This window comes from Haloarcula sp. CGMCC 1.6347, from assembly GCF_037078395.1.
Classification (GTDB): domain Archaea; phylum Halobacteriota; class Halobacteria; order Halobacteriales; family Haloarculaceae; genus Haloarcula; species Haloarcula amylolytica.
The window spans coordinates 934913-961178 of record NZ_JAYMGX010000001.1 but is presented as its reverse complement, the minus strand read 5'-3'; the positions used below and the strand labels follow the sequence as shown (position 1 = coordinate 961178).

Genomic DNA, 26266 nt, shown 5'->3' with positions numbered 1-26266 from the left:
GAGACTCCGCAACCGACTGATACAAACCCTTTGAAATCCCTCTCAGCGGGGGAACAATTCTCCAGCGAGACTGTGGCAAATACGGTATGTCGCGGCCCCGGTGACCGCAGGAAAACAATTCAAAAGACCAGTGACACGTACTAGTGTTCCGGTTCGCCCGCCGGTGCCCGCATATCGTCGATAGCGAGGATGAGTTTGTTGTTGGTGTCGTCCTTGCCTTCGAGGGTCCCGATAATCTGGAGCTTCGACAGCGGTGTCGGACCGACTGTCACCGAGTCCCCCTCGTGGAATTCGGACATCGTACCCTGCAGCTGAATCTCCGCGCGGCATTCCTCGGGATGGTGGACGCTGGTCAGGTCGATCTCCTCGACGTTCGAGTGTTCGACGAGCTCGCCGTTGTGGCGCAGCGGAACCTCCGCGGCCTGGTCCATGTCCTGAATCTGGAGTGCGTCGTAGGCGTTGGCGGTGGGCTTGTACCCACCTTTGGGGCCGGGGACGCCCTCGACAAGCTGCAGGGCTTTGAGGCTCTGCATCTGGTTTCGAATCGTCCCGGGGTTGCGGTCGACCTTCTCGGCGATGTCCTCGCCTTTGACAGCGCTTTCACTTTCCCGATAGAGATTTACCAGTTCCTGCAGAATGTTCTTTTGACTGGGTGTCAGTTCGATAGATGACATAATCTGTTGTTCGGTACAGCCGTCCTTAAATGCGACGGTAAACCGTCTGGAACCGTCCCAGAATCGCGGAAAACGTTAGTACTTTATTCCAGCGCTGACCTGACACAGATATGGAAAATCAACGCGTTCTGGTGACCGGCGGTGGGGGGTTTATCGGGGCGAACCTCGCGAACAAACTGGCCGAGAACAACGAGGTCATCGCCCTCGATGACGGCTACCTCGGCACGCCGGAAAACGTATCAGAAGACGTAGAGTACGTCGAGCAGAGCGTCCTCGAAGACGACCTGCCGACCGACGTGGACGTGGTATTCCACCTCGCGGCCCTTTCGTCCTACGCGATGCACGAGGACAATCCCACTCACGGCGCTCGCGTGAACGTCGAGGGGTTCGTCAACACAGTCGAGCAGGCCCGGGACGACGGCTGTGACACCATCGTCTACGCCTCGACGTCCTCAATCTACGGCAGCCGGACCGAACCCTCGCCAGAGGACATGGATGTGACGGTCAACACCGGCTACGAGGCCTCGAAGATGGCCCGGGAGACGTACGCCGAGTACTTCCAGAACCACTACGACCTCTCGCTGGCCGGGATGCGCTTCTTCTCGGTGTACCAGGGCTACGGCGGCGCGGAGGAACACAAGGGCGAGTACGCGAACGTCATCGCCCAGTTCGCCGACGACCTTGCCGGCGGCGACGCGCCGAAGCTGTACGGCGACGGCGAGCAGACCCGCGATTTCACCCACGTCGACGACATCGTCCACGGGCTCGTTCTGGCCGCCGAACACGAACTGAACGGCGTGTACAACCTCGGGACCGGCGAGGCCTACGACTTCAACACCGTCGTCGAGATGCTGAACGACGAACTCGGTACCGATATCGAACCGGAGTACGTCGAGAACCCGATTCCCGAGGACGTCTACGTCCACGACACCTGCGCTGACTTCTCGCGGATGCACGACGCGACAGGCTGGGAACCGGAGATCAGTTTCGAGGAGGGCATCGAACTGGTCTGTGCGCCCTACACGTAAGTTATCGGAGAACAGGCAAACACTGATATTTAGTCCTGGCCCGTCGAAGCACGAGTATGGACACACAGGTTCGCGTCCTCGGCGTTCCGATGGACCTCGGCGCCGACCGGCGCGGCGTCGACATGGGCCCGTCAGCGATACGGTACGGCGGCCTCGCCGACCAGTTGGCGAGTGCCGGTATCGACTGTATCGACGGCGGTGACATCGCTGTGCCGCGACCGGAGGAATCCGACCCGGACGCGGGCGGTCTCCCATCCGGTCGTGCCAAGTTCTTCAGAGAGACGAAAGAAGTGTGCGAAGACGTGGCAACGGCCGTCGACGCCACGCTCATGGACGGCCAGTTCCCGCTCGTGCTGGGCGGCGACCACTCTATCGGTATCGGGACCATTGTCGGCGCAGCCCGTGATGATGAGGAACTGGGTGTCATCTGGTTTGACGCACATGGCGATTTCAACACGCCGGAGACCACGCCAAGCGGGAACATCCACGGGATGTCGCTGGCGGCTGTCCTCGGCGACGGGGCGTTTGCCGACCACGACTGGGCCCACACCCCTGCGGTGCGCGAGGAGAATGTTGTTCTCGTCGGCTTACGGGATGTCGATGACGGAGAGCGCCGCCGTTTGTACGAGAGTGACGTGACCGCGTTCACGATGTCGGATATCGACACCCGCGGCGCACCGGAGGTCGTCGCGGAGGCACTAGAAATCGCGACTGACGGGACGGACGGGATACACGTCTCGCTCGACCTCGACTGGCTCGACCCGACAGAAGCTCCCGGCGTCGGCACGCCGGTTCGCGGCGGTGTCTCCTACCGTGAGGCCCACATCGCGATGGAGTACGTCGCCGAGTACCACGACCAACTGCGCTCGATGGAAATGGTCGAGGTGAACCCGATTCTCGACGAACACAACCGCACTGCAGAACTGGCCTGTGAGCTCGTCGCCAGCGCCTTCGGCAAGCGCGTGCTGTAGCTATCCGAACCCCTCGTACTGCATTTCGGACTCGGGAATCCCGACGCTTCGCGCGGCCCGGACCAGCGTCGATACCATCGCGCTGATGCCACAGGCGTACAGTTCGACGTTCGCCGGATCAATGCGGGCGTCGACGCCGGACTGGGGGCGCTGCTCCCGAACGGCGTCGAACCGCGCCGGCAGGTCCGCACCCTCCAGTGCGTCGCTCGCGACGTAGTTGACGAACACCGACTGGACGTAGTCGGTCTCGCCGTCCCAGTCGGTCAAAAGCGGTTCGCGAGTGAGCGTCGGAACGAAATGGAAGTGGTCGTACTCGGCGTCGAGTCGCCGAAAGTGTTCACGGTGGGGCAGGTCGTCCTCCCAGCCACAGCCCAGAAACAGCCAGATGTCGCGGGGCTCGCCGTCGACCACGTCCCGCCCCTGCTCGAACGTGTAGTCGATCATGCTCTTGAACGGCGCGACGCCGGTCCCAGTCGCCAGAAAGACCATATCGCGGCTCGATGGCGGGTCCAGTACCATGTCGCCGTTCGGCCCGCGAACGACGACGTCCTCGCCGACGTCGACGTGTTCGAACAGCCCACTGGTCAGTTTCCCGCCGGGGACCAGTCGGATGCAGAACTCCAGTTCGTCCTCGCTCGGGGAATTTGCCAGCGAGTACGCCCGCGGCGTGCCGTGAAGCCTGAGCGTCACGTACTGGCCGGGCGCGAAATCGAGGTCTACGTCGGGTTTAACACGCAGTCGCAGCAGGGAGGGATAGGGGCGGTCGAAGCGCTCGGCCAGCGTCTCGATTCGCGCGAGCCGCCGTTTCGACGCCCCGGCATCGCGCAAGCGGTCGAACAACGCCGACCACCGGATTGTCGAGCCGTTTCGGGCGGCCGCCAACCACGACCGGTCTCCAACAGGTGCGATTTGCTCGCGGACCGCGGACAACACCTCGTTGTTGCGGTTACGGTCCATCGGTTCGACGAGCGTCACCCGTGCGTCCTCGGTGACCAGCGGCAACTGCGCCGCCCGGTCGTGCTGTGAGAGATGCCGGGGCAAGTCCATAAACGGGGTACGACACCGACACGGGTATGTCTGGCCCACCACCTTTTTCATCGTCGCCGTTCCTCGCTCGCTTTGCTCGCTGCGGGGACGGCTCCTCGAAAAACGTGGGCGAAAAAGGCGCGAATCGCGAAGCGATTCGCGTGAAACTCGGCGCAAGCGCCGAGTATGCTACTATTGGCTTGACGCCGCGCCGTCCGTCTCTTCGCCGCTTTCCGCCGGCACGACCGTCACACTTGCCACACGGTCGTCGTCTTCGAGACCCATAATCGTCACACCCTTGGTGTTCCGACCGACCTGGGACACGTCGCCGGCGCGGATACGCATAATCTGGCCCTGTTCGGACATGATGACCAGATGGTCCTCGTCAGTGACGGCCTTGGCGGTCGACACCCGGCCGTTCCGGTCGTCGGTCTTGATGTCGATGAGGCCCTTGCCGTAGCGGGATTGGGTCCGATACTCGTCGAGTTTGGTGCGCTTGCCGAAGCCGTGTTCCGTGACAGTCAACAGCGAGCGGCGGTCGTCGCCGTCGGTGGCGACCATCGCCGCGACCCTGTCGTCGCCCTGCAGTTTGATGCCGTTGACGCCGCGTGCGGACCGACCCATCTCGCTGACCTCGCTCTCGCTGAAGCGGATAGTCATCCCCGCCTCCGTGGCGATGACGAGGTCGCCGGTGCCGTCGGTGACGTCCACGTCGATGAGTTCGTCGCCGTCTTCGAGCTTGGCGGCGATGATTCCGGTCGAAAGGATGTTCTCGAACTCCGAACAGCAGGTCCGCTTGACGTAGCCGTTCCGGGTCACCATCGTGATACACTCGTCCTCGCCGAACTCGTCGGTCGAGACGACGGCGGTCAGTTCCTCGCCGTCGTCGAGGTCGATGAGGTTGATGGCGGACTTGCCCCGCGCTGTACGGGACATCTCCGGGATCTCGTAGGTCTTGAGCCGGTAGACCTGCCCCTGGTTGGTGAAACAGAGCAGGTAGTCGTGGCTGTTGGCCCGGAACACCTTCGAGACCCGGTCGTTCTCCTTGGGGTCTGCGCCGATGATCCCCTTGCCGCCGCGGTTCTGGGGATCGAAGTTCTCGACCGGCATCCGCTTGATGTAGTCGTCCTCGGTGATGACGACGACGCAGTCCTCCTCGGGGATGAGGTCCTCGTGGGTGACCTGGCCCTCGTCTTCGATGATGCTCGTCCGGCGGTCGTCGTCGTACTCGTCTTTGACTTCCTGCAGTTCGTCGGCGATGACGCTGTCGAGCTTCTCGCGGCTGTTGAGGACAGATTCGAGGTAGTCGATAGTGTTCTGTACGTCCTCGTACTCCTCCTCGATTTCCGTCGCTTCCATCGAGGTGAGCGAGCCGAGTTGCATCCGCACGATGTGAGCGGCCTGTTCCTCGGAGAACTCGAAGGACTCCTGCAAACCGGCTCGGGCGGCGTCGCGGTCCTCGCTGTTTTGGATGAGTTCGACCACGTCCTCGACGTTTTCCAGCGCTTTTAGCCGGCCTTCGAGGATGTGTGCGCGGTCCTCGGCTTCGGCGAGGTCGTACTCGGAGCGCCGGCGGACGACCTCGCGTCGGTGGTCGATGTAGTGCTGCAGGGTCTCTTTCAGCGAGAGGACTTTCGGTTGGCCGTCGACCAGCGCGAGGTTGATGACGCCGAAGGTGGATTCGAGATGGTGGTCGAGTAGGCGGTTCTCGACCACGTCGATGTTCGCCCCACGCTTGAGTTCGACGACGATTCGGACGCCGTTTCGGTCGGACTCGTCACGGAGGTCAGCGATACCCTCGATTTTCCCCTCGTTCACGTCGTCGGCGATGCGCTCGACGACGCGGGCCTTGTTCTCCTGGTAGGGGAGTTCGCTGATGACGATGCGCCCCTCTTCGGGGTCGACTTCGTATTCGGCGCGGACCCGTAAGCGGCCTCGGCCGGTCGCATACGCCGAGTAGATGGCGTCGCGGCCGACGATGTTGCCGCCGGTCGGGAAGTCCGGTCCCTTGATATGCTCCATCAGGTCCTCGACCGTGCAGTCGGGGTTTTCCAGCAGTTGGACCGTCGCGTCGACCAGTTCGCCGAGGTTGTGCGGCGGGATGTTGGTCGACATCCCGACGGCAATCCCCGAGGACCCGTTCAGCAGGAGGTTCGGGACTTTCGACGGCAGCACGTCGGGTTCCTGTAGGCGGTCGTCGTAGTTGCTGGAGAAGTCGACGGTGTCCTTCTCGATGTCTTCGAGCAGCTCCTCGGCAAGGGGATCCATCCGGGCCTCCGTGTACCGCATGGCGGCCGCGGGGTCGCCGTCCATCGAGCCGAAGTTCCCCTGGCCGTCGATCAGCGGGTACCGCATCGAGAAGTCCTGTGCCATCCGGACGAGCGTGTCGTAGATGGCCGAACCGCCGTGTGGGTGGTAGTCACCCATCGTGTCGCCGACAATCGAGGAGGACTTCCGATGGGCGGTGTTCGAGGAGACGCCCATCTCGTGCATTGCGTAGAGGATGCGCCGATGGACGGGCTTGAGGCCGTCCCGAACGTCCGGGAGTGCTCGACCCGCGATGACTGACATCGCGTAGTCGATGTAGGACTGCTCCATCTCGTCCTCGATGCGGACGTGCTTGATCTGCTCTGCCGGGGCGTTCGCGTCGTTAGCGTCGGAACTCATATATCGACCCACTCCGCTTCAGGCGAGTGCTCCTTGATAAATTCCTTGCGCGGTTCGACGGCGTCGCCCATCAGGATGTTGAACATCTTGTCGGCGGCCGCGGCGTCCTCGATGGTGATCTGCTTGAGAATCCGGTTGTCGGGGTTCATCGTCGTCTCCCAGAGCTGTTCGGGGTTCATCTCACCGAGGCCCTTGAACCGCTGGACGTGGGTGGGGTTGCCGTCACACTTCTCTTCGATGATCTTGTCCCGCTCTGCATCCGTCATCGCGTCGTAGGTGTCTCCACGGTAGCGAATCCGGTACAGCGGCGGCTGGGAGGCGTACACGTAGCCGGCTTCCAGCAGCGGCTTCATGTGTCGGTAGAACAGCGTCAACAGGAGCGTCCGGATGTGTGCCCCGTCGACATCCGCGTCTGTCATCAGGATGATCTTCTCGTAACGCAGGTCGTCGATGTCGAACTCGTCACCGATGCCGGTCCCCAGCGCGGTGATGAGGTTCCGGATTTCGTTGTTCTCCAGAATCCGGTCCAGCCGGTGTTTCTCGACGTTCAGAATCTTCCCTTTGATGGGGAGGATGGCCTGGAAATCCGGGTTTCGACCCTGTTTGGCGCTGCCGCCCGCGGAGTCACCCTCGGCGATGAACAGTTCGGCTTCCTCGGGGTCACGCGTCTGGCAGTCCGCGAGCTTGCCGGGCAGTGCGGTCGAGTCGAGCGCCGACTTCCGCCGGGTGAGCTCCTCGGCCTTCTGTGCGGCCTTCCGTGCCTTGGCGGCCTCGACGGCCTTCCCGACGATGGCTTCGGCCGTATCGGGATTCTCCTCGAAGAAGGTCGCCAGCCCGTCGTGCATCGCCGATTCGACGATGCCGCGGACCTCGCTGTTGCCGAGTTTCGTCTTGGTCTGGCCTTCGAACTGCGGGTCGGGATGTTTGACAGAAATGACGGCCGTCAGCCCTTCACGGATGTCGTCGCCTTTGAGCGTGTCGTCAAGGTCTTTCAGCAGATTATTGTCGGTCGCGTAGTCGTTGACGACCCGTGTGAGCGATGTTTTGAATCCTGTGAGGTGTGTCCCGCCCTCGCGCGTGTTGATGTTGTTGGCGAACGCGTGAATCGAACCCTGCAGGTCGTCGGTCCCCTGCATGGCGATTTCGACCTGGACCGGCCCCTCCGCGATCTCCTCTTCGTCCTCGAAGTAGATGATATCCCGGTGGAGCGGGTCCTTGGTTTCGTTCAGGTACTCGACGAACTCACGGATGCCACCGTCGTAGGCAAATGTCTCCGTTTCGCCGTCGCGCTCGTCGATGATAGAGATGGCGACACCGGAGTTGAGGAAGGCGAGTTCGCGCAGTCGAGACGACAGCGTCGAGAACTTGAACTCGCCGGTCTCGAAGATTTCGTCGTCGGGCCAGAACCGGACCGTCGTGCCCGTCTCCTCGTCGGGTTCGAGGTCGCGGACCTTCTTCAGGTCGTACTCGGGCTTACCGTGGTCGAAGCGCTGCTTCCAGAGCGCGCCGTCGCGCCTGACTTCGACTTCGAGCCACTTCGAGAGGGCGTTGACGACGCTCACACCGACCCCGTGGAGGCCACCGGAGACCTGGTAGGACTTGTTGTCGAACTTCCCGCCAGCGTGGAGAATCGTCATCACGACCTCGACGGCCGGACGGCCGTGCTCTTCGTGGGTATCGACGGGGATTCCCCGCCCGTCGTCGCTGACGGAGACTGAGCCGTCGTCGTGAATCGTTACGTCGATGTTATCACAGTAGCCGGCGAGCGCCTCGTCGATCGCGTTGTCGACCACCTCGTAGACGAGATGATGGAGGCCGCGAGCGTCCGTCGACCCGATATACATCGCGGGTCGCTTCTGGACGGCTTCCAGCCCTTCGAGGGTCTGGATCGACTTTGCGCCGTACTCATCAGACTCTCCTGACATAGGAACTTACCCGTCCTAATAGAGGGGGACGTATAAAGCTCCCGCACGCGCGCGGGACAGCGATTGTCGGGGACGGCGTTTACTTTCACTCCGGTGGCGATTACCTTTTAACCCCGACGCGGGTACGTACCGCACGACAATGACCTCGTATCAGTCGCGACTCGGCGAGGGCGAGGGGATCGCCGAGGAGTTGGCCGAATCCCAGCGGGCCATCTCCATTGCCGAGTTCTTCGAGAAGAACAAGCACATGCTGGGCTTCGACTCGGAGGCCCGGGCGCTCGTCACGGCCGTCAAAGAGGCCGTCGACAACGCGCTCGACGCCTGCGAGGAGGCCGGTATTCTCCCCGATATCTACGTCGAGATTCAGGAGTCCGGCGACTACTACAAGCTGGTCGTCGAGGACAACGGCCCCGGTATCACGAAGGAACAGGCGCCGAAAATCTTCGGGAAGCTCCTCTATGGCTCCCGCTTCCACGCCAGAGAGCAGAACCGCGGACAGCAAGGTATCGGGATTTCTGCGGCCGTCCTCTACTCCCAGCTCACCTCCGGCAAGCCGGCGAAAATCACCTCCCGGCCGAAGGGCCAGGACGACGCACAGTACTTCGAACTCATCGTCGATACGGACACCAACGAACCCGAGATCAGCGTCGACGAGACGACGACGTGGGAACGGCCCCACGGGACCCGTATCGAACTGGAGATGGAAGCCAACATGCGGGCCCGGTCGACGCTGCGGGACTACATTCAGGACACCGCCGTCGTCAACCCCCACGCCCGCATCGAGTTTGACGAACCGGGGCTGGACAAATCCCTGAAGTTCGAGCGGGCCGAGCGCGCCGAACTCCCCGACGAGACCGAGGAGATACGCCCGCACCCACACGGCGTCGAACTGGGAACCCTGCTAAAGATGCTCGAAGCCACGGACTCCTACTCCGTCTCTGGGTTCATGCAGGAGGAGTTCACCCGCGTCGGCGGGAAGACCGCCGACAGCGTCATCGCGAACTTCAACGACCGCCACTACGGCCGCGGCATGGCCTGGCAGCCGCCGAAAGTCGGCGAGGACGCAGACATCGAGGCCGCCGTCGAGGACGCCGTGGCGAACAAAGGGGCTGAAACCACGGCGACGTTCGCCGCCGCTGTCTCCGATGCCATCCACGACCGCGACCGGGTCGCGTACCACGAGATCGAATCTATCGTCGATGCGGCAGCCGAAGACGCCGAAGCGGACAGCGACACCACCTTCGGCGCGACGGTTCGAGAGAACGCCGTCGACGCCGCCTGGGGAGCCGTCAGCGACACTCTATCCAGCGACCTCTACGCCCTCGTCGACGACGTGACGACGAAACGCAAGGACGACGCCGCAATCGAGGGGCTGGCGAGCCGACTGGCCGACAAGTTCGACGACGACGGCCGCCACCGGCTGACCCGCGACGAGCTCCGGAAGTACATCGACCGCGCGGCTGACATGACCGAGGAGCAGGACGACGCCACCTTCGGCGACACGGCCCGCGAAAACGTGCTTGAGGCGCTCTGGACGGCCGCCGAGGGCGTCCCGGAGGAGCCGCCGAAGGTCGCCGATATCGCCGACGACCGCGACACCGCCAGCCAACTGCTGTCGGCGATGCGCGAGACGGACATCATCGCACCGCCGACGGACTGCCTCTCCCCGATCAGCGCGGAACTCGTCGAAGAGGGCCTTCGCAAGGAGTTCGACGCGGACTTCTACGCCGCATCGACGCGGGACGCGTCGGTCCACGGCGGCGACCCGTTCATCGTCGAGGCCGGCATCGCCTACGGCGGCGAACTCGAAAGCGAGGGGACCGTTGACGTGATGCGGTTCGCCAACCGCGTCCCGCTGGTGTATCAGCGCGGAGCCTGTGCGACGACTGACGTGGTGAAGTCTATCCGCTGGCGCAACTACAACCTCGACCAGCCCGGCGGCTCCGGCATCCCGAAGGGGCCGGCCGTCATCATGGTCCACGTCGCCTCGACGAACGTCCCCTTCACCAGCGAGTCCAAGGACGCTATCGCGAACGTCCCCGAGATGGAAGACGAGATCGAACTCGCCATCCGGGAGGCCGCCCGCGAACTCAAGAGCTACCTGAACAAGCGCCAGTCGATGCAACAGCGCCGCGAGAAGCAGGACAAACTCGCGACCATCCTGCCGGAGATGGCCGAGAAGCTCACCGAAGTCACCGACAACGACGAACTCCACATCGACGACTCGCTGGCCCGTATCATGAACAACGTCCTCGTCGAGCGCGAAGTCGAGGACGACACGGTCCGGGTCCGCATCGAGAACAACGACGACACGAACGCGGACGTGGAACTGACCGACATCGTCACCGCCGAACCGCAGGTCGCCAACGGCGCGAACGTCGTCGAGATGGACGGCGAGTGGTTCGTCAAGTGGTCCCCGACCGTCGGGGCCGGCGAGACCGCCGTCCTCGAATACAGCGTGACCGACGAGGCCGAGTTCACCGTCTCGGTCGACGGGATCGAAGAGGAGAAACTCACGGTGAACGCCTGATATGAGCACCGACTCAGACACCACACCCGACACCGAGGAAGCGCGCGAGCAACTCATCGACCTCGCGGCGGACTTCTACGACCAGTTCGCCGACGGCGAGGTGCCGACGATGACCATCCCCACCCGGACCAAATCGAACATCGTCTTCGACGAGGACGAGCAGGTCTGGGTGTACGGCGACCGGAACTCCACGCGGTCGGCCAAGACGATCTCCGGGGCCGAGAAGATCCTGAAGGCCGTCTACACCATCGACTTCCTCTCCCAGCAACTGGAGGAGGACCGCTCGTCGACCCTGCGTGAGCTGTACTACCTCTCGGAGTCCTGGGACCTCGACGAGGCCCAGTTCAACACGCAGGACGAGTCGAACAACCTCATCGAGGACCTCGAAATCGTCTCCGACGTCAAACGCGAGGACTTCCACATGCGTCCGGAGGAGTCCGGTGCGAAGGTGATGGGGCCGCTGCTCCTCCGCGAGCAGACCAACCGCGGCGACCGCGAGATCCACTGTCAGGACGACGTGGGACAGGGCGGCTACCAGATCCCGAACAACCCCGACACCATCGAGTTCCTCGACAACGACGCGAAGTTCGTCCTCTGCGTGGAGACCGGCGGCATGCGCGACCGACTCGTCGAGAACGGCTTCGACGACGAGTACGACGCGCTGGTCGTCCACCTCGGCGGCCAGCCCGCGCGGGCCACCCGGCGGCTCATCAAACGGCTCCACGACGAACTCGACCTGCCAGTCACGGTGTTCACTGACGGTGACCCGTGGTCGTACCGCATCTTCGGGTCGGTCTCCTACGGCTCCATCAAGAGTGCCCACCTCTCTGAGTATCTGGCGACCCCCGAGGCCCAGTTCATCGGCATCCGCCCGGAGGACATTGTCGAGTACGAACTGCCGACGGACCCGCTGTCGGACTCCGACGTCAACGCCTTAGAGAGCGAACTGGAGGACCCGCGCTTCCAGACTGATTTCTGGGAAGAACAGATCGAACTCCAGTTGGACATCAACAAGAAGGCCGAGCAGCAGGCACTCGCGTCTCGAGGTCTGGACTTCGTGACGGAGACGTATCTGCCCGAGCGGCTGGACGAGATGGGCATACTGTAGGCACGGCATCGACGGAGCGTTCTCGGTTATTCTAGCGCGTACACGGTATCGGCAGCGGCGACGTAGGCCCCATTTTCGTCGACGGACAGATCGGTCAGGTCGCTCCCGACATCGAACGCCCACCGTTTCGTTCCGGCCGTCGCGTCGACTGCGAACTTGAATCGGTTCCGCGGGTCGCCGTCCGTCCACGAGTCCACGTACAGGGTGTCGGAAACGACCGCTGCCGGCACCACCCCTTCAACGTCTACGTCGGGCTCCCACGTCCATCTCTGTTCGCCGTTGCTACCGTCGTAGCCACGTATCTTGTCACCACCTGCATAGAGGACGCCGTTCTGAACCGGGGCTTGTTGGACGTAGCCGGACTGCTCCGCTTGCCACTGTTGCTCGCCACTCGCGGGGTCGAGCGCAGCGACGTGTGTGCCACCGATATAGAGCGTTCCATCGTGAAGTGTCGTCGATGCGACGGACCCCTCGTCGTGTCTCCAGACGGTCTCACCGGTGTCGGCAGCGACGCCGATTAGCGTGCCGCGGGTCTCGTCCACGTCGGCGGCATAACAGAGCGTGTCGTCGTCGGCGACCATCGTCTGGGAGTAGTAGTCGGAAACGTCAGTGACCCACTGTTGCTCACCGTTTTCAGCGTCGTACGCGTAGAACCGGCCGTACGACGCCACGTATATCGTCCCGTTGCGCACGACGCCTTCGTACTGGTCACCGACTTCGCCGGACCATTGTACCGACCCGTCAGAAACAGCGAGCGCGTAGAGCGTCCGTCCCTGCTTCGACGGGGCGTCGGTGTTGGTCCCGACGTACACCATCTCCTCGGTCGCGCCGAGCAACTCCAGCCACCACTCTCCGGGCGAGAACGTCCACTGCTTCGCGCCGCTTTCGGCGTCGAGTGCCACCACGATGTGATCCTCGTACAGCCCTTCTTTCCCGCTTACGACGAAGACGGTGTTCCCGACGCGTAGCGGCTGCGAGCGGATGGGGTCGCTCGCGTCGTATGACCACTGCTGGCTCCCGTCAGCAGTTGCGAGTGATTTGACCGTTCCCGACTCAGTCCCGACAGACAGACCGCTCCCCGTACTAACTGGCGGGGCAGTGATCGCTGAACCGAGTGATTGCTGCCAGGCGACAAACGGTTCCGTTTCCCCGCTACGCTTGTGGGCGGCCGTCCCAGCCTCTGATTCCGGTGTCGTCTCAGTTCCAATCGGTGAAGTCTCTATGTACCCGTTCGAACCGAGACAGCCAGCGGACGCCAGTCCGAGGGTCGCCACACAGCCACGAAGGTATCGCCGACGGGAGGAGGGCATTAGGAGTCCATCTCCTGTCTCTCGGTAAGTGTTTTCTGTCGAGTGGAAAACGGGAACAGTCGTGGTGAGACCGGTGCGCAATTAGTGTACTACCCGGAACGACTGACCGGCAAAACGAATCCGCGTTTGCTCGGTCGAGAATCCATCAGTCGCGATCGACTGACCGGTCTTGTGGCGGTAGTTTCAGCAGAGAGCGGACATGTCGCCGGAACCAGTTCCGTATGTTCGCACCGACCGGGGTGAACACCAGCGTCGCGGCGAGACAGATAGACACGAGTTGGACAGCAATCGTAACCCACGGTGTAAAGGTCGGAACGAAGACCGTAACGACCCCGACAGCCAAGACCAGATAGATACTCAGTTCCGCGACAAAATAGCCGAAACTGGCCCTGAGTGAGGGCTGAAAGCCGGCGGTCCAGAACGACACGACGACTATCGTTCCGAACAGCAGGCCGGCTCCCATCGTCGACAGCGGCAGTTCGGCCTGAATCGCATCGGCCACGGCAGAACCAAGGGACCACAGCGACGGCCCGACAAGGAGCCAGACAAGCAGTAGGTGACCGAGCGAGGGCGTTCGTTCGGCCGAGGAACGTGCTTCCCCTGCTCGGTCACTGGCGCGTTCCATGTCGGTGGTGTTCTGCTGAACCCTTCAATATTGTTTTGACTGACAAATAGACCGACCACCGTCTCGGGTCGCCACAGACGGGTTCGCCAGTCAGTTCTCGTCAAGTACGACCGGGACGCCGCGTTTCGCGACGTCTTCGGCGAACGCACCGGAATCTGCCTCCAGTGACTCGAACGTGTTGTAGTGCATCGGCAACACGAGGTCCGGGTCCATCTCCTCGGCCAGGTCGGCGGCTTCGTGGCGGTTCATCGTGTAGTTCTTGGCGATAGTGGGGACGAACAGCGACACGTCGAGTTCGGCGTGGCCGTCCAGCACGTCGGTGTCGCCGGGCCAGAACGCGCGGGTGTCGTCCAGCGAGACGAGGAAGCCACAGCCGATACCCTTCGGGTGGATGGGGCTGCCGTCGTCTTTCACGTTCCGGCCGTCCTCGTGGTTGTACGCCGGCATGGTCCAGATGGGCACGTCGTCGACTAACACGTCGGCCTCCATCCCTACTTTGCGGACCTCGTAATCGAGGTCGGCGAGGCGGTCGAGGTCGCGGTCGGTCGCGTGGACGTTGATACCCTCGAATGCGACGACGGTGGCGTCCTCGCCCGCGACGCGGCGGATGCCGTCGGGGTCGTAGTGGTGGATGTGGGTCACACAGACGATATCCCCGTCTTTGGGGGCGTAGTCCTGCGTCGGCGGATGGCCGACGCCGGGCGTGTCCGGTTCCCACTCGCCGGTCAGGACGCCGTACCGACCGGGGTCAAAGTAGACGACCGTCTCCTCGCCTTCCAGCCGCAGCGTCGCGTAGCCGAGCCACTCCGCGGTGATGCCGTCGTGTCTGACTGTCATGTACGGTCGTTCTCGGAGACGGCCATTACGCGTGTCGGTCCGTCGCGGACCAGCACCGGCGGCGTTACTGTGACGCCGCCAGCCGCTCGACGCGCCCCAGCGAGTCGGCGCTGTCAGGCGTCTTGTCCTCGCGGACGGAGAGGAACCGCGGGAACCGGAGCGCATAGCCCGAATCGTAGGACTGGGAGGCCTGAATCTCCTCGTAGCCGACCTCGAACACGATTGCTGGGTCGAGCACCACGTCGCGGCCGTCCTCGCTCCGGATGTGCGGTTCGAAGCGCTCGGTGAGGTCGTCCAGTTCCTCGTCGGTGATACCCGTGGCAACGTTACCGACGGTGGCGTAACCGTCGTCGGTCCGCACGGAGAGTTCGAACGAGCCAAGGACGTTCGCCCGGCGGCCCTCGCCCCACTCCGCGCCGGTGACAACACAATCCAGCGTCTCCACGTCGGGCTTGCGCTTGCGCCAGTGCTTGCCCCGCTTTCCGGGCGAATACGCCGCTGTCGGGTCTTTCAGCATGATTCCCTCCTGTCCGGCGGCGAGGGCTTCTGCCTCCAGGTCCGCGATCTCGTCGGGGTCGTCGGACAGCCACATCTGTGAGACGACATCTCTCCCGGCAGGGAAGAGCGATTCGAGGCGGTCGTGGCGCGTCTCCAGCGGGGCATCGAGCAGGTCCTCGCCGTCCGCGTGCAGGCAGTCAAAGGCGTGCAGGCGGACGGCCACGTCCTCGCGGGCCGCGGCCACGTCGTGCTTCCGGCGGAAGCGCCGCAGCACCTCCTGGAACGGGAGCGGGTCGCCGTCCGCGTCGACCGCGACCACCTCGCCGTCGAGGATCGCCGGCGTGTCCAGCGTCGATTCGACAGTGTCGACGACTTCCGGAAGCGGGTCCGTGACTTCCTCCATGTTCCGGGAGAACAGCCGGGCGTCCTCGCCGTCGAAGTGGATCTGCACGCGAGCGCCGTCGTACTTCCACTCGACCGCGGCGCGGTCCCAGTCGTCCAGTGCGCCGGCGACTGTGCCCGCCTGCGCCAGCATCGCCTGCACGGGCCGATCGATTTCGAGCGTGATAGTGGCCAGTCCGGACTCGCCCTCGTCGCGGGCCACTTCGGCGACCATGCCGTAGTCGTTCGACACCTGCACGGCCCGTTCGACGGCCGCGACCGGCACGTCGAAGGCCGCCGCGACGGCGTCCCGGACCGTCCCCTCGCCGACGCCGATGCGCATCTCCGAGAGGACGAGCCGTGCGAGGTAGCTGGCTTCAGCCGGCGAACACCGCGAGAACAGGCCAAAGAGGATGTCGACTTTCGTCCCCTGGCTCCCGCTGCCGTCGACGGCCGCCAGGTCCCGGAGCGTCTCGTCGAGTTCGGCGACGGTCAGTGCGTCGCTCCCGCTCCCGCCTGCTCCGAACGCGGCGAGTCCCCGCTGGCCGCCGAGGTCGTAGCTGGCCGCGACAGCCCCTATTTCGCCCATGTCGGCGAGGCGCTGCTCTACGTCGTCAGCGCTGACATTCTGGCCGGCCGCCCGGGCAATCGCCTCGTAGCAGAGCCGCGGCCCGATATCGAGCGTGCGGGACTCGTAGGCCGGAAACACCCGTCCCTGAACAAAGCGGGTGAGCGTTGGCAGGTCCGGCCCCGCATCTGTGAACAGGTCGGTCACTGCCTCAGCTATCGCGGTGTCGGCGCTCTCGGCTTCGATTGTTTCGGCCCGGTCGGCGAAGGCGGCGAACTCCATCAGCGCCTCCTACCCGATTGGGCACCGTAAATCCAGCGTCACTCGACCGTGTGTTCGACGGTGACGTTCTCGCCGGCCGTCGACGACGAGTATGGTCGGTCCGGCGATCCCGAATTGTCGCCGAAGGGGTAGTCGAGTTGCTGGTTCCCGTTGGTGTCCTGATGGGCGACGAGCACGAGTGACTGCCCGGTCGACGGCGGTCTGTCAAGCGTTATCTGTACGTCGCTGTGGGACCCCGAAGAGAGGTACTCGGAGGTCCCGAGCACCCGGCCGTCTTCCTCGAACTCGCGGACAACGATGAACCCCCCCTCTGACAGCGACGCCGATTCGACCGTTATCTGGTCGCCGGAGACGGCGGGGCTGGTGACGGTCATCGACGCGACCGGCGAGGATAGCAGGATGAACGCGACGTACGCCACGCCCAGCAAAATTGCGGCGTGTTTCGCGCCGTCCTTGAGCGTTCCCTCGCCGAGTTGGCCGCCGATGAAGCCGGTCAGGACGGCCTGAATGAGGGCGGTGTGGAAGAACACGAGCGTGTACGCCGCCTTGTCGACGCGGCCGAAGCGGGCGAACTGGTCGACGCTGACGCCCAGGCGGTTCGACTCCCCGGCCGGTGTCGGCACGCTGGAGGGCAGGCTTGGGACCAGCACCTCCTGGACGGCGACAATGATGACCAGAAACACCAGGAAGGCGACGTAGATGACGACGAGGTAGGTGAGCATCTGCTGGCGTCGCCGCCGTTTCAGCCGGAGGTCGGCCCGCGACTGGGTGGCCGCGATGCGGAACACCGGTCCGAGCTGGCCCGAGGCGTGCATCGCGTGGATCAGCAGCGTCACGATACGCGTTACGGCTGTGGTCTGGACCCGGCGGCCGAACCGGACGAGCGCGTCGTCGACGTTCGCACCCATTCTGATGTCAGCCCAGATGCGGTGCATCTCCTGGGTGAGGACGCCGATGTCGCTGCCACGGACCCGGCGGAGGCTCTCCACGACGGTCATCCCGGCCTCGTTCAGGCTCGCCAGCCGTTCGAGCAGGTCCGGCGTCGCGTCCTCAATGCGGGATAGCCGCCGGGTGTAAATGAACCGCACCAGCGCGAACGGCCCCAGAATCAGCAGGACCGACTGGATGACGAGGTCGTCGAGGAGGCGGACGTTGACCGTCGACGCCTGGAACGCCGTCGGGGCGCGGACGAGCAGCAGCACCACCGCGACAGGCACGGCGAGATAGAGGACGTACACCGGGTTCCAGACCAGCGACTGAATCGGGGAGCTGAGCAGTTCCCGCAGCGCCTTGACGCGGTCGTAGAACCGGAGTCGGAGCCAGTTCGCCTCGTCAGCCGGGACGACGCCGCCGTCGGTCAGGCCGAGACGGTCGGTCCCCGGGCTGGGTTTCCCCAGTGTCGCCGTTTCGTACCGATCCAGAATATCCGTCGTCCCGCCGTTCCCGATGCCCAGCGACTGGAGCTTGCTGTCGAGATACACCATGAACCCGGCATTAGCCAGCGGGATAACGAGATACGCCATCAGCTGCAACAGCCAGAGCGTGTCCGTCGTCGTCAGGCCGAAGACGAGCAGAATCGTCATCAGGAAGAGCACGGCGGCGACGAATACGGTGACGTACGCCTCGGCGACGGTGGCCAGCCGTTCGAGCAAGTCCTCCTGACGCTCGGCGGCCTCTTCCTGATGGCGCTCGTACTGCTCGCGGAGGAACGGGGCCAGCGACTGGCCGCTCTGGAGGACGCTGGAGAGGTTCTCGGTGAACGTCTTGAACTGTTCGCTGGGGGTCCGTCGGGAGACGTGTTCGAGCGCGGAGATCATGTCCCGGCCGAACAGGTCCATCTCCCTGACGGCGACGCCGACTTCCTTCGCCGTATCGCCGTAGATCTCCTGATTGCGGGCCAGCACACGCATCACGTCCGGGAAGGACATCCCACCGCGGGACAGCGCGTACATGAAGGCGATGGTGCGGGCCATCCCCTCGTCGATGTTCCGGCTCCGCACGTCCGCCTGATTCTTGAGCCGCTCCCAGCGGTAGAGGTACGTGAGTCCGGCCGTCGCCGCGCCCGAGAGCACGCCGCCGCCGATGAGGATGTAGAGCGTCTGCGTCGGCGTCAGCACGAGTTCGAACGTTCGCAGGCCGAAGGCGTTCACCATCGTCGAGGGGAGCCCCTGTGCAAGGTTCACTAGCGCCGGTAGCACAAGCAGAAAGCCGCCGATGGCGTACGCGCCGGTGATAGCGCCGGCGACAGCCCCCACACAGGCGTACACCAGCGTTCTGGCGGCGTACCCGCGATAGGTCTCGTCGATGTAGGCGGCTTCGAGCTGTCGTTCGCGTTTGGGCGATTCGCCCACGTACCGACCGAAGAGCCGTCGGGACAGCCGCGTGACGTTGCGGTCGAAGCGCTCGTTGACGGAGCTGTAGCCGATAAGCCCGAGAATCCCGACGACGACGGCGAGCGGAGCCAGACCGAGCGGGTTCAGCGCCATGTCAGGCTATCGCATCGTCGATGTTCGCCATGACCTGTTGCTTGTCCGCGTAGTACTTGTTGACCATCGCCGTGAACTTCCGGTAGTCGGTGATGCCTTCGGACTGGAGATAGCGGAGGAACCGCTGGCGGTTTCGGAGTTCGGTCAGCAGCTCCGACTGCGTCCAGCCGCGTTCCTCGCGGATTTCGTCCAGTAGCTCGCTGTTGTTCTCGGAGAAGCGGTCCTCGGTGGCCCGCCAGTTGTACGTCGTCGAGTAGTCCAGTTCGCCGGTCCGCTGGTCGATGCCCTCAATCTCGGCGAGCGTTTTCGCACGGCGGACGCGCTCGTCACCGGAGCGGGCCAGCACCTGCACACAGAGGATGTCGAGGCTCTGGACCATCGGCCGCGGGACGTTGATCGGCTCGTTCTCAAGCCGGTTGATGACGGTCTGGACCGAGTCCGCGTGCATCGTTGAGAACGTCGTGTGACCGGTGTTCATCGCCTGGAACAGCGTAATCGCCTCCTCGCCGCGGACCTCGCCGACGATGATGTACTCGGGGCGGTGCCGGAGCGCGGACCGCAGCAGGTCGTACATCGTGATGTCCGAATCGTCCAACCGCTCGCGGGTGACCGAGGAGAGCCAGTTGTCGTGGTACAGGGACAGCTCGCGGGTGTCCTCGATTGAGAGCACCTTCGACCGGGGCGGGAGGAACATCGCCAGCGCGTTCATCGACGTGGTCTTACCGGCGGCGGTCCCGCCGGCGAAGATGAGCGACTTGTTGGACTCGATAGCCAGCCAGAGGTAAGCGAGCATTTCGACGGAGAACGTGCCGTACTCGAGCAGTTCGATTGGCGTGAACGGCTCGTCGGCGTACTTCCGGATGGTGAAGGCCGACCCGCGCGGGGTCACTTCCTCGCCCAGCGCCAGTTCGATACGCGAGCCGTCCGGGAGCGTCGTCGAGACGACGGGGTCCGAGACGGAGACGTGCCGACCCGAGCGCTGGGCCAGTTGGATGACGAAGTCGTTCAGTTCGTCGGCGTCGTAGACGATGTTCGTCTCGATGTCCGTGTACCCGTCGTGGTAGACGAAGATGGGGAGGTTCGCCCCGTCACAGGAGATGTCCTCGATGTCCGGGTCGTGCATCAGGGGGTCGATGTGGCCGTAGCCCTGGAAGGAGCGATGCAAGTAGTAAAACAGCCGGTAGAACGTCTCCGGTTCGATGACGACGCCGTACTCCTCTAGCCTGGCTTCGAGTTCCTCGGCGAGAACGCGCTCCGGGTCGCTGTCGACGTCGTCGCGGTAGATGAGCGGGATGCGGATGTCCTCGAACAGGCGGTCGAGCAGTTCCCGCTCGATGTTGGTCAGTGACGGCTCAACAACGTGGTACAGGTGTTCGTCACGCTCCGGGTCGTGATTGATGGAGGCGAAGGCGAAGGGCGCGTTCAGCCAGTAGCGGTCGACCTCGTTGTAGCCGTCCAGGCCGTCGAACTCGACCAGTGACCCGTGGCGGCTGGGGTCGTAGTTCGCCGTCGGGACCGCTGACCCGCTCAGCACCGTTGCGGTCCGCGAGAGCCACGACTGGATGTGGCCGAGCGGGTCCGAAACGAAGTCACCGGGGTCGGGAGATTCTGGGTTCGACATCGTGGTTCGGTGGGGAGCACACGGTGCTCCGCGGAATATACCTCTGCTATCGTATCCACCTACTTAAATTCGCTCGCCAAATTATCAGGAGTATAATCGCCAGCGGTCGGACGAACGGGACGGCACCGCCCGTCAGGCTCGGTCGACGGTCAACAGGAGATAGGCGAACACGAGTGCGACAAGTGACCCGATGGGGACGGTGATGCCGGGAAACGACGTGATGAACAGCCCGCTGGCCGCAAGCGTAAGAACGCCGACGAGTCCGAGCAAGCCGCCAAACAGGCGAACCGGGTCCACGGGGAAGGTAGCTTCAACACGGTCCTCAGCGGCGTAGTAGTAGAGACTGAGTCCGAGCGGGAACAGGAAGACGGCCAGGGCCGCGAACCCGAGGGTCCCGGCGAGCGCAAGCGGGTCCGACTCCTGGAACGCGGCGACCTGCCAGGCCCAGAGAAACGGCCGCTCTCCGGGGAGCGTCGCACCGAAGATGAACTGGAACCGAAAGGGGAGAAACCGGAGCCCGATGACAGTAACCCCATCAATCTCGAACAGCGACACCGACCACGGGGCCAACCCCACGAGCCACGTCGCAAGCACCGCGAACTCGCCGGCGTACTCTGACTTCACCCAGGCCATACTACTGTCAGAGGGTGGGCCGGTCCGGTAAAAGCTACCGATACCGACAGTCGGTGCGCCGTTACGTTCATTTGGCCGGGCCACGTACCGGTAAACACCGGAATGAGGCGTGATTACTTCACCGTCGACATCCAGGCTTCGGCCACCGACAACGACGACCCGACGATCGCGATCGTATACGATGGGCCGACAGGAGAGCTCCGCGAGCGCCTCACCAAAGTAGACGGCGGTACACTCGATGGCGAGGATATCGACGTGACCTTCCGCCGACAACCCGAAAGCGACGGCGTGCTCTCGCTGACGAACCGCCTCACCGGCGAGTACGTCTTCGAGGCAACAGCACCGACAGCGGACATCGACGCGCTCGTGTCCGCGGCGGACGCCCAAGAAGACCCACAGTTTACAGTCCGTCTCACCGACGGCGACGGCGAGTCACGGACCTACGAGCTGGGGACGCTACTCGTCTACGACCCCGACGGGAGCCTCCTGCGCGGGCAGAGCCTGATTCCCGGCGGCGTCGAGCTGTAGACCGCCTCCGCGCTGTTACACCCGTTCGACAATCGCCGGAAGGACATGCGTGACATCCGCACGAAGGACGTGCGCCGCACTCGCGTCACGCGGCGTCTCCTCGTAGTTTATCACGACCAGCGTGCTGCCCGCCTCTGCAGCGATTTTCGGAAGCAATGACGCGGGCTGTACCGACAGCGACGACCCCACGGCCAGAAACACGTCGCTGTCTCGGGCGAGACGCTGTGCTTCGTCCATCGCCACGTCGGGCATGGCTTCGCCGAACAGCACGACGTCCGGGCGGTAGACGCCGCCGCAGTCACAGCGCGGCGGCAGGTCGCTCTCTGTGGCGGCCCGCTCGAACACCGCGTCGGCGTCTCGACGGTGACCGCAGTCGTCACAGACCACGCGCCGGTGGGTTCCGTGCAGTTCGATGACCCGGTCTGTGCCGGCGGCGTCGTGCAGTCCGTCGATGTTCTGCGTGAGCACGGCGTCGAGATGGCCCGCTGATTCGAGCCCCGCCAGCGCCTCGTGGGCGGCGTTGGGTTCGGGGTCTACATCGCCGTAGATAGACTCCCGAAGCGATATTCGGTCCGCCCAGAAGCCTGCCGGGTCGGCGTCGAGTCGCCGGCGGTGGAAGTCCGCCGGGTCGTGGCGCTCCCAGATACCGTCGTCGCCGCGAAAGGAGGGGATGCCCGACGCCGTCGAGACGCCCGCGCCGGTGAGGGCGACGCCAGTTTCGGCGGTGCGAAGCGCCTCGGCCACAGCATCCAGCGTCTCGTCGTCGACGTCGTCGGTCCCGTGCCTGTCGTCGGCCATACGCTCGCTTCGCAGTGTGGCGCTGTGGGTCTATCGGATGTGACTCGGACAGTGAAGTCAGTTGTTGACGCCCCTTTGACGTCCCGACCCCCACGAACCAATCGTATCACGCCGCAGTGGGCCCCTGAATCGCTATCCCCACCCACAGAAAACTGGGGCGGATTCCGCGTGGTCGCAGGAAGAGAAACGGACGGATTTAAATCGCCACCGCTCGGCTTTCTGCATGACATGCGCTTGCACGAATACCAGGCGAAGCAAGTCTTCGCTGACGCGGGCATCCCGACGCCCGCCTCGCAGCTGGCCGAGACAGTGGACGAGGCCGTCGACGCGGCCGAGGAAATCGGATATCCGGTCGCCATCAAGGCACAGGTACACGTCGGCGGCCGCGGCAAGGCCGGCGGCATCAAGCTCGTCGAGTCCAAGGAAGAGGCTCGCGAAGCTGCCGAGGACATCATCGGGATGGACCTCAAGGGCTACCACGTCTCGAAGGTGCTCGTCGAGGAAGCCGTGGACTTCGTCAACGAGCTGTACGTGGGCGTGACGATGGACCGCAACGAGGGTCGCCCGGTCGCCATGGTCTCCACCAAGGGCGGCGTCAACATCGAGGAGGTCGCCGAAGAGGACCCCGACGCCATCGCCCGAGAGCACATCGACCCCGCCTTCGGAATGCACCCGTTCCAGGCCCGGAAGGTCGTCTACGAGGCCGGCGTCGACCGCGAGGTCGCAAACGACGTGGCGAGCGTCCTCACGACGCTGTACCAGCTCTGGGATGACCGCGACGGCGCGGACACGGAGATTAACCCGCTGATGATTACGGCCGACAACGAGGTCATCGCGGCCGACGCCGTCATGAACATCGACGGCGACGCCCTGTTCCGCCAGCCCGAGATCGCCGAGATGGGCGAGGAGGCTGCGGAGGGCGACGAACTCGAACAGAAGGCCGACGAGTACGGCTTCGACTACGTCCGACTGGACGGCAACGTCGGCATCATCGGCAACGGTGCGGGCCTCGTGATGACGACGCTCGACCTCGTGGATTACTACGGCGGCGAGCCCGCCAACTTCCTCGACGTGGGTGGCGGCGCGAAGGCCGACCGCATCGCGAACGCGCTCGATATGGTGTTCTCCGACGAGAACGTCGACTCGGTCGTGTTCAACATCTTCGGCGGTATCACCCGCGGCGACGAGGTCGCCAACGGCATCAACCAGGCGCTGGAGCAGTTCGACGAGATCCCGAAGCCGGTCACCGTCCGACTCGCAGGGACCAACGCCGAGGAGGGGATGGAGATTCTGAACGAGGACCTGGTCACGGTCGAGCACACGCTGGAGGACGCCGTTCAGCGTGCGGTCGAGTACGCAAAGGAGGTGGAAGCATGAGTGTTCTAGTCGACGAAGACACACGCGTCGTTGTACAGGGAATCACCGGCGGAGAAGGGAAGTTCCACACCGAACAGATGCTTGAGTACGGCACGAACGTCGTCGCCGGCGCAGTGCCCGGCAAGGGCGGTCAGGAGGTCGCCGGCGTGCCGGTGTTCGACACCGTGCAGGGCGCGGCCCGCGAGGCCGACGCGAACGCCGCCGTCGTGTTCGTACCGCCCGCGTTCGCGGCCGACGCCTGTTTCGAGGCGCTGGATGCGAAGGGCATCGACCTCGTCGTCGCCATCACCGAGGGTATTCCGACACAGGACATGTCTCGGGTCTACCGCAAGCTGCAGGAGACCGACACGCACCTCGTCGGTCCGAACTGCCCCGGCGTCATCACGCCCGGCGTCGCCAAGCTCGGCATCCTCCCGGGGAACATCTTCTCGTCCGGGAACGTCGGTCTCGTCTCCCGCTCGGGGACGCTGACCTACCAGGTCGTCGACAACCTCACCAACCGCGGCATCGGCCAGTCGACGGCCATCGGTATCGGCGGCGACCCGATCATCGGGACGGACTTCATCGGCGCGCTCGAACAGTTCGAGGCCGATCCCGACACCCACGCCGTCGTCATGTGTGGCGAAATCGGCGGCGAGGACGAGGAAGAGGCCGCTCGCTACATCGGCGAGCACATGGACACGCCGGTCGCCGGTTTCATCGCCGGTCGGACCGCGCCGCCCGGAAAGCGGATGGGCCACGCCGGCGCTATCGTCTCCGGCTCCGGCACCGGGACCGCGCAGTCGAAGATCACCGCGCTAGAGGACAACGGCGTCCCGGTCGGTGACACACCGGAAGAAGTCGCCGACCACGTCGAAGACCTGCTGTAGGGCAGATTTAGGCGGCTTTCGCCGGACACTTTTTCTGATCAGTTCGAATAGGTTTGTGCGGACGGACAACGGCGTCCTCGCGAGCGAGTCGAGGACGACCAGCGGGAGACCTCGACGCGATACGGCGAACGCAGTGAGCCGTGATGCGGAGCGAGCGAGGGCTCGATAGACGAACGGAGCGAGATCGACCGATGGGAGATCTCGATGTGACGCGGCGAGCGAAGCGAGCCGTGGAACGGAGTGAGTCTATCGGTGTCCCGGTCGGTGACACACCGGAAGAAGTCGCCGACCACGTCGAAGACCTGCTGTAGGGCACCGTCGGTTTCTTGTCGCCCGTTTTCGTAGTGCCGGGGCATGACGCCTGCTCGTGGGACCGCCTATCTCGTAGCCGGTACCGAAGCGACAGACCTAGCTGCAGCTCTCTCCGAGGCGCTGCCAACGGACGGGGCAACAGCCGAGGCAGTCCGAGACACGAGCGTCGTACAGGACCGGCTGAGTGATGGGGACGTCAGGGGTGTCGTCGTCAGCGATGACGGCGACGACGGTATAGCGGTGTTCGAGGAACTGCGAGCGGCCGGGGCCGAGATTCCGATTGTGCTCGTCGCGACCGACCCCGAACCTGACCGGGTCACCGAGGCGCTCCGGGCCGGCGTCACCGATTACGTGACCGCGGAGACGCCGGCATCCCTGCTGGCCGCGAAACTCGAAGCGTACGCGACCCGGTGGCCGACCGACTGGCGGGTCGGTGCCGTACAGTGGGACGACATATCGAGCGGCGTCTCTCACGACGCGAAGAACCCGCTGAACGTCGTTATGGGCCGGTTAGAGCTACTCGACATCGGTGAGCCCCACGAAGACGCATTGCATCGGTCCGTTCGCCGAGTCGAGACGCTGCTCACCGACCTCTCGCGCATCGGGAGCACAGCGTGTCCCGTCTCGGAAACGGACTCGCTCTCGCTTTCTGACGTAGCCACTGAGGTCTGGGCCGCAGAGAGCTACGAGAATGCGACGCTGGAAGTGGTGACTGACGCGTCTGTCGACGCCGAAAACGACCGACTGCAGTTGCTCCTCCGCGAACTGTTCGACAACGCGGTCACACACAGCGAGGGACCCGTAACCGTCACCATCGGTGCCACCGAGTCCGGGTTCTACGTGGCCGACGACGGCCCGGGGATTCCCGAAGCGGACCGCGACGAAGTGTTCGACCAGGGCTTCGGGACGACGCGGGAGGGGGAGGGATACGGACTGTTCCTCGTCGACACTGCGGCGCGCGCCCACGGGTGGACGGTATCAGTCGGGAGCGGCGAATCCGGCGGCACGCGGATCGACGTGACGACAGCCTAGCGGTTTTCTCACCCACAATCGCTGTCGGTATCTGGAAGACGGCGGCTGGGCTGGTCCCGAACTGGCTGTTGCCGAGATATGTCGATAGCTATTCGGCCCTGACAACCATTACTGTCCAAGATATGAGATGTATGTGGTGCCGAAAACCGACGGACGGCGGCCGACCTGAACCTTCCGTCA

20 protein-coding genes are annotated in these 26266 nt (G+C 64.1%); 8 read left to right on the top strand and 12 right to left on the bottom strand.

Annotated features, from left to right (window positions below; genetic code table 11):
• Positions 1-140: 140 nt before the first annotated feature.
• The gene (locus VI340_RS05160; protein WP_004515710.1) at positions 141-674 is read right to left on the bottom strand and encodes an Rrf2 family transcriptional regulator; all 534 of its coding nucleotides are present in this window, start codon (positions 672-674) and stop codon (positions 141-143) included.
• 110 nt (positions 675-784) lie between these two features.
• On the opposite strand from VI340_RS05160, the gene VI340_RS05155 reads away from it, so the two are divergent.
• Together VI340_RS05155 and rocF are read left to right on the top strand one after the other, a co-directional pair.
• On the top strand, positions 785-1702 hold the full coding sequence (locus VI340_RS05155) for an NAD-dependent epimerase/dehydratase family protein (RefSeq protein ID WP_336329640.1): 918 nt from the start codon (positions 785-787) through the stop codon (positions 1700-1702).
• A gap of 56 nt (positions 1703-1758) precedes the next feature.
• Positions 1759-2673, top strand: coding sequence for an arginase (gene rocF, locus VI340_RS05150; RefSeq protein WP_008309767.1), 915 nt, complete (start codon positions 1759-1761; stop codon positions 2671-2673).
• Here rocF and VI340_RS05145 read toward each other — a convergent pair whose 3' ends face one another.
• From VI340_RS05145 to gyrB, 3 genes are all read right to left on the bottom strand, one after another.
• Positions 2674-3720: an FAD-binding oxidoreductase gene (locus VI340_RS05145; protein ID WP_008309769.1), complete on the bottom strand. Its 1047-nt coding sequence runs from the start codon at positions 3718-3720 to the stop codon at positions 2674-2676.
• Between the two features lie 171 nt (positions 3721-3891).
• Positions 3892-6366: a DNA gyrase subunit A gene (gyrA, locus tag VI340_RS05140; RefSeq protein WP_008309771.1), complete on the bottom strand. Its 2475-nt coding sequence runs from the start codon at positions 6364-6366 to the stop codon at positions 3892-3894.
• Positions 6363-8291 (bottom strand): DNA topoisomerase (ATP-hydrolyzing) subunit B, encoded by a 1929-nt coding sequence (gene gyrB / locus VI340_RS05135; protein WP_008309773.1) that lies wholly within the window; start codon positions 8289-8291, stop codon positions 6363-6365. Before gyrB ends, gyrA begins: the two co-directional genes overlap by 4 nt.
• Before the next feature lie 139 nt (positions 8292-8430).
• On the opposite strand from gyrB, the gene VI340_RS05130 reads away from it, so the two are divergent.
• Both VI340_RS05130 and VI340_RS05125 read left to right on the top strand, forming a co-directional pair.
• Entirely contained in the window at positions 8431-10821 is a 2391-nt protein-coding gene (locus tag VI340_RS05130) for a DNA topoisomerase VI subunit B (RefSeq protein WP_336357929.1), read from the top strand.
• 1 nt (position 10822) lies between these two features.
• Positions 10823-11929 (top strand): DNA topoisomerase IV subunit A, encoded by a 1107-nt coding sequence (locus VI340_RS05125; protein ID WP_004962323.1) that lies wholly within the window; start codon positions 10823-10825, stop codon positions 11927-11929.
• 26 nt (positions 11930-11955) lie between these two features.
• Here VI340_RS05125 and VI340_RS05120 read toward each other — a convergent pair whose 3' ends face one another.
• The 7 genes from VI340_RS05120 to VI340_RS05090 form a co-directional block, all read right to left on the bottom strand.
• Positions 11956-13239, bottom strand: coding sequence for an outer membrane protein assembly factor BamB family protein (locus VI340_RS05120; protein WP_336329642.1), 1284 nt, complete (start codon positions 13237-13239; stop codon positions 11956-11958).
• 145 nt (positions 13240-13384) lie between these two features.
• Positions 13385-13864: a hypothetical protein gene (locus VI340_RS05115; RefSeq protein ID WP_008309781.1), complete on the bottom strand. Its 480-nt coding sequence runs from the start codon at positions 13862-13864 to the stop codon at positions 13385-13387.
• A gap of 90 nt (positions 13865-13954) precedes the next feature.
• Positions 13955-14701 (bottom strand): MBL fold metallo-hydrolase, encoded by a 747-nt coding sequence (locus VI340_RS05110; RefSeq protein ID WP_336329643.1) that lies wholly within the window; start codon positions 14699-14701, stop codon positions 13955-13957.
• A 64-nt stretch (positions 14702-14765) separates the two neighbouring features.
• Positions 14766-16430, bottom strand: a complete 1665-nt coding sequence (gene ligA, locus VI340_RS05105; RefSeq protein WP_336357928.1) for an ATP-dependent DNA ligase LigA — start codon at positions 16428-16430, stop codon at positions 14766-14768.
• A gap of 38 nt (positions 16431-16468) precedes the next feature.
• Entirely contained in the window at positions 16469-18916 is a 2448-nt protein-coding gene (locus VI340_RS05100; protein ID WP_336357927.1) for a type II secretion system F family protein, read from the bottom strand.
• Between the two features lies 1 nt (position 18917).
• Positions 18918-20537, bottom strand: a complete 1620-nt coding sequence (locus tag VI340_RS05095; RefSeq protein ID WP_008309788.1) for a type II/IV secretion system ATPase subunit — start codon at positions 20535-20537, stop codon at positions 18918-18920.
• 132 nt (positions 20538-20669) lie between these two features.
• Positions 20670-21170, bottom strand: coding sequence for a TIGR04206 family protein (locus VI340_RS05090; RefSeq protein WP_336357926.1), 501 nt, complete (start codon positions 21168-21170; stop codon positions 20670-20672).
• 102 nt (positions 21171-21272) lie between these two features.
• On the opposite strand from VI340_RS05090, the gene VI340_RS05085 reads away from it, so the two are divergent.
• Positions 21273-21698 carry a DUF5793 family protein gene (locus VI340_RS05085; protein WP_008309791.1) on the top strand — a complete coding sequence of 142 codons (426 nt, stop codon included), beginning with the start codon at positions 21273-21275 and terminating at the stop codon, positions 21696-21698.
• Positions 21699-21713: 15 nt separating this feature from the next.
• Here VI340_RS05085 and VI340_RS05080 read toward each other — a convergent pair whose 3' ends face one another.
• On the bottom strand, positions 21714-22496 hold the full coding sequence (locus tag VI340_RS05080) for an NAD-dependent deacylase (RefSeq protein ID WP_008309792.1): 783 nt from the start codon (positions 22494-22496) through the stop codon (positions 21714-21716).
• Between the two features lie 228 nt (positions 22497-22724).
• Here VI340_RS05080 and sucC point away from each other — a divergent pair, with 228 nt between their 5' ends.
• The 3 genes from sucC to VI340_RS05065 all read left to right on the top strand — a co-directional run bounded on the left by sucC (position 22725) and on the right by VI340_RS05065 (position 26086).
• Positions 22725-23873, top strand: coding sequence for an ADP-forming succinate--CoA ligase subunit beta (sucC, locus tag VI340_RS05075; RefSeq protein ID WP_008309793.1), 1149 nt, complete (start codon positions 22725-22727; stop codon positions 23871-23873).
• Positions 23870-24742 carry a succinate--CoA ligase subunit alpha gene (gene sucD / locus VI340_RS05070; RefSeq protein ID WP_008309794.1) on the top strand — a complete coding sequence of 291 codons (873 nt, stop codon included), beginning with the start codon at positions 23870-23872 and terminating at the stop codon, positions 24740-24742. The genes sucC and sucD overlap by 4 nt, the downstream gene beginning before the upstream one ends.
• Positions 24743-25096: 354 nt before the next feature.
• Complete coding sequence (locus tag VI340_RS05065; RefSeq protein WP_008309795.1) at positions 25097-26086, top strand: ATP-binding response regulator; 990 nt, start codon at positions 25097-25099, stop codon at positions 26084-26086.
• The last annotated feature ends 180 nt before the right edge of the window (positions 26087-26266 follow it).

Excerpts from the sequence above, each read along its gene's own strand:
- gyrB (WP_008309773.1), bottom strand. The coding sequence starts at position 8,291 with ATGTCAGGAGAGTCTGATGAGTACGGCGCAAAGTCGATCCAGACCCTC.
- gyrA (WP_008309771.1), bottom strand. The coding sequence starts at position 6,366 with ATGAGTTCCGACGCTAACGACGCGAACGCCCCGGCAGAGCAGATCAAG.
- VI340_RS05080 (WP_008309792.1), bottom strand. The coding sequence starts at position 22,496 with ATGGCCGACGACAGGCACGGGACCGACGACGTCGACGACGAGACGCTG.
- VI340_RS05120 (WP_336329642.1), bottom strand. The coding sequence starts at position 13,239 with ATGCCCTCCTCCCGTCGGCGATACCTTCGTGGCTGTGTGGCGACCCTC.
- sucC (WP_008309793.1), top strand. The coding sequence starts at position 22,725 with ATGCGCTTGCACGAATACCAGGCGAAGCAAGTCTTCGCTGACGCGGGC.
- rocF (WP_008309767.1), top strand. The coding sequence starts at position 1,759 with ATGGACACACAGGTTCGCGTCCTCGGCGTTCCGATGGACCTCGGCGCC.
- VI340_RS05090 (WP_336357926.1), bottom strand. The coding sequence starts at position 21,170 with ATGGCCTGGGTGAAGTCAGAGTACGCCGGCGAGTTCGCGGTGCTTGCG.
- VI340_RS05160 (WP_004515710.1), bottom strand. The coding sequence starts at position 674 with ATGTCATCTATCGAACTGACACCCAGTCAAAAGAACATTCTGCAGGAA.
- VI340_RS05125 (WP_004962323.1), top strand. The coding sequence starts at position 10,823 with ATGAGCACCGACTCAGACACCACACCCGACACCGAGGAAGCGCGCGAG.
- VI340_RS05065 (WP_008309795.1), top strand. The coding sequence starts at position 25,097 with ATGACGCCTGCTCGTGGGACCGCCTATCTCGTAGCCGGTACCGAAGCG.
- VI340_RS05100 (WP_336357927.1), bottom strand. The coding sequence starts at position 18,916 with ATGGCGCTGAACCCGCTCGGTCTGGCTCCGCTCGCCGTCGTCGTCGGG.
- ligA (WP_336357928.1), bottom strand. The coding sequence starts at position 16,430 with ATGGAGTTCGCCGCCTTCGCCGACCGGGCCGAAACAATCGAAGCCGAG.
- VI340_RS05115 (WP_008309781.1), bottom strand. The coding sequence starts at position 13,864 with ATGGAACGCGCCAGTGACCGAGCAGGGGAAGCACGTTCCTCGGCCGAA.
- VI340_RS05095 (WP_008309788.1), bottom strand. The coding sequence starts at position 20,537 with ATGTCGAACCCAGAATCTCCCGACCCCGGTGACTTCGTTTCGGACCCG.
- sucD (WP_008309794.1), top strand. The coding sequence starts at position 23,870 with ATGAGTGTTCTAGTCGACGAAGACACACGCGTCGTTGTACAGGGAATC.
- VI340_RS05155 (WP_336329640.1), top strand. The coding sequence starts at position 785 with ATGGAAAATCAACGCGTTCTGGTGACCGGCGGTGGGGGGTTTATCGGG.
- VI340_RS05130 (WP_336357929.1), top strand. The coding sequence starts at position 8,431 with ATGACCTCGTATCAGTCGCGACTCGGCGAGGGCGAGGGGATCGCCGAG.
- VI340_RS05145 (WP_008309769.1), bottom strand. The coding sequence starts at position 3,720 with ATGGACTTGCCCCGGCATCTCTCACAGCACGACCGGGCGGCGCAGTTG.
- VI340_RS05085 (WP_008309791.1), top strand. The coding sequence starts at position 21,273 with ATGAGGCGTGATTACTTCACCGTCGACATCCAGGCTTCGGCCACCGAC.
- VI340_RS05110 (WP_336329643.1), bottom strand. The coding sequence starts at position 14,701 with ATGACAGTCAGACACGACGGCATCACCGCGGAGTGGCTCGGCTACGCG.